Below are 2,795 nucleotides of genomic sequence, written 5' to 3'. Positions count from 1 at the left end.
CTGTCGTACCTGAGCGTCGTCTCGTAGCGTCTGAGGCTGCACGCCCTGAACAATGTTCTGGCACTGCGAAACGAGCTCGTCGAGTTGGTCATTCGACCGAACATTCAAGGAACGAAATCGTTCAAAGAATTCGTTCAAATTGCCAATCGCGGAGTCGCGAAAAACTTTGGCACGTCCATCCTGCTGCCCCGAGAGTCGTTCCGTCAGATGCGTTACCAAGCCCGAAAGCTCTTCAACGAAGGCCGACTCGGCAAGTTGAACCGCCTCGTCAAACCGAGCCTGAACACGACGACACTCGTCCTGGTAAAGCTGAGGATCGAGTTGCCGCAGATAGGACGGAGCCTCCACATTGGGAAAATCCCAGGTAACGTCGAAGAGCCCGATCAACGACATTGGGTAATCGGCCTCGTTGTAGAGGCGACCAAGTCGCTGCCGTGCTGCCTCTTTCAGCGAGAAATAGTCTTCGTCGAGTTCCTCGACTGCCTTGGTTAATTCCTGGCGATGCTCGCTCATCCAGTCTTGAAATGTGTCGACCCTATCTTGCCGAATCAATCGCACGGCCGGTTCTGGATAAGGCAGACTGATGGACGTCCAAAAAGAGCGGATGCGATTCCGCTCCGAAGTCACGGCTTTGAAGCGTGGATTCTTTGTGTCCAGCAGCTTCTTGCCTGCACTCAAGAATTCACCCTGGGCATCGAAGGACAAGGCTGCCTGAGCCCGTTGGTCTCGTGTCAAAGTCTTCTGCGTGCCTAACCAGGTAAAGTTGACGCGGGTCGCACACATCGTGGATCGCAGCCTCCCGGAGGGACTGCTACGATCAGTGGGATGCTCTAAAGTTGTTGCCGTCATAAATACCTCACATGAAGATGGGTTAGTTTTAGGCTAATTGGATTCAGGATTCTGGGTTAGTCGTCGCCGCAGTTTTCGGGTAGCCTGAGTCGTTGTGGTGAACACTCCCCCGGACTCGGCAGAGAGACAACGTCCGCTCGCCCAGCTTCGGAGTCGCTCGACCGACTCAGCGGACGTGACGGCGACCGGCACCACGTTCTGCGCTGCCTGCACCAAGGAAACATTTAAGAGGGCTGCCAACCGGCAACAAGCACGGATTTCAGCTCCCGTCCACGAACCGTCGTTGGGCAGATCCTGGGACGGATCCAACCCAAAGCGGTCCAGGTACATTGGCCAGATGGCTTCCTTCTGAGACTTCCCTGGCAGATCGAGAAAGAAAATTGCATCAAAGCGTTCTGCTCGGGTAAGCTCGGGGGGCAGCTTAGAAACATCGTTGCTCGTAGCGATCACAAAGACATCCGATTCGTGATCAGCGAGCCAGGTCAGCAGGGTACCGAGCATTCGCGAGCCCACACCGCTATCAGTCTGACCCGAATTGGAGGTGCCACCGAGGGTCTTTTCCAGTTCGTCGATGAAGAGTACCGCAGGCTGCATCGCATCGATGATTTTCAACGCCCTGCGAGTTCGCTCCTCAGTTTGCCCGACGATGCCACCCATGAGCGCACCCACGTCGAGCGTCAGAGTCGGTCTGCCAATCTCGCGGCCTAGAGCCTTGGCGAAGGCCGACTTGCCCGTACCAGGCACCCCCAGCAGTAAAACGCCCTTTGCCTGGACGGAGCGGGATTCCTGCGAACGCAGTGCCTGACAGCAAAACTGCTTGAGCGATGCTAATCCTCCCAGTTCGGCAAAGGACTCGCCGCCACGATGGAGCGATAGCAGGCCACTCTTGATGAGCGTCTGCGACTTAAGCTGCCAAATAGCCGACGGCTCCAGTCGTCCATGTCTCACCAGGGACAACGCAAACGCGTTCTCCGCTTCATAGCGGCTCAAGCCACAGGCCGCATCGAGAATCCGTTCTCGCTCAACACCTGCGGGGAATTCATCCCCTTCGGTTGCAATGTCTGCGGCGATTTCGGTGAGCTGTTCCCGAGAGGGCAGTTCATGCTCCACTACGGTGAACACACGTTCCAGCTCCACTGGTAGCTGTACCACCGGTGCTAGAACCACCAGAAAACGCTGATGAGCTTTCCCCTGGGAAACTTGATGAAAGATTGCCTGGACCACCTCCGCCGAACCGAGGAAACGATGGAGATTCGATAGCACCAGGAGCGAAGGCTGTCCGTTGCTGGGAAGCGATTCGAGATACCGCACAGCCCCTAAGGGATCGGTGACCGACACCGCTTGCGACTCCAACTGTTCTGTCGGGGCACCTCTGAGACCGACGTCGATATCCCAGGTGCTCATCCGCCAGTCTTCGTCACGGCAAAGCTGAGCCAGTTCGGCGATGGCATCATCTTGTTCGCAACTGCGAACCCAGATGCCGCTGAAGCCAGCCCGCACCAGTTCCTGTATTTCTTCTGCTAGGCGCATATTGATTCCTTGTAATTGAAGTCTGGAAATGAAAAAGCTCGCGAGAGCGAGCATTAGATAGAGTGGGCTAGTTGCCCGATTGTGGTCAGCCAACTGGCGATCTCGCCTGCGGGATCTCGCTCCCGAAGGTGGTCAATGGTCATATGGGCCGCGACCTGCGTGTTGAGCCAGCGTTTGGCGCGGCTGGACAGACGATTCTGCGAACGTCGCGATAAGAGCTCCCAAGGCCTGTCGTGGAGACCGTTCTCATAGAGCTGCTTGGCGACGAGGATGGCCACCGGATCAAAATCGCCAAACGCAAGCTCGATTGGAGTAACCTCACGAATCGCCGCCGGATGGAGATAGTTTTCCAGGCTTCGCTTACTCGTAAGCACAGCCCGGCATTGTGGCCGCTGATTGATGACCTCGGCCAATTC

The 2,795-nt window shown here is 56.5% G+C and carries 2 protein-coding genes and 1 pseudogene; all 3 read right to left on the bottom strand.

Features of this window, described 5'->3' with window-relative positions; translation table 11 throughout:
* On the bottom strand, positions 1-783 hold a 783-nt coding region (locus tag C5Y96_RS16045; RefSeq protein WP_105355350.1), incomplete at its 3' end, for a hypothetical protein.
* Between the two features lie 99 nt (positions 784-882).
* A complete protein-coding gene (locus C5Y96_RS16040) occupies positions 883-2,379 on the bottom strand; it encodes an AAA family ATPase (RefSeq protein WP_105355348.1) in 1,497 nt (498 codons plus the stop codon).
* 53 nt (positions 2,380-2,432) lie between these two features.
* A pseudogene (locus tag C5Y96_RS27420) lies at positions 2,433-2,795 on the bottom strand (ATP-dependent endonuclease); the annotation flags it as partial.

Origin of the sequence: Blastopirellula marina (assembly GCF_002967715.1) — a bacterium.
Lineage (GTDB): Bacteria > Planctomycetota > Planctomycetia > Pirellulales > Pirellulaceae > Bremerella > Bremerella marina_B.
The sequence above is the reverse complement of the archived record's forward strand: the minus strand, read 5'-3'. Positions and strand labels throughout refer to the sequence as shown.

Excerpts from the sequence above, each read along its gene's own strand:
- C5Y96_RS16040 (WP_105355348.1), bottom strand. The coding sequence starts at position 2,379 with ATGCGCCTAGCAGAAGAAATACAGGAACTGGTGCGGGCTGGCTTCAGC.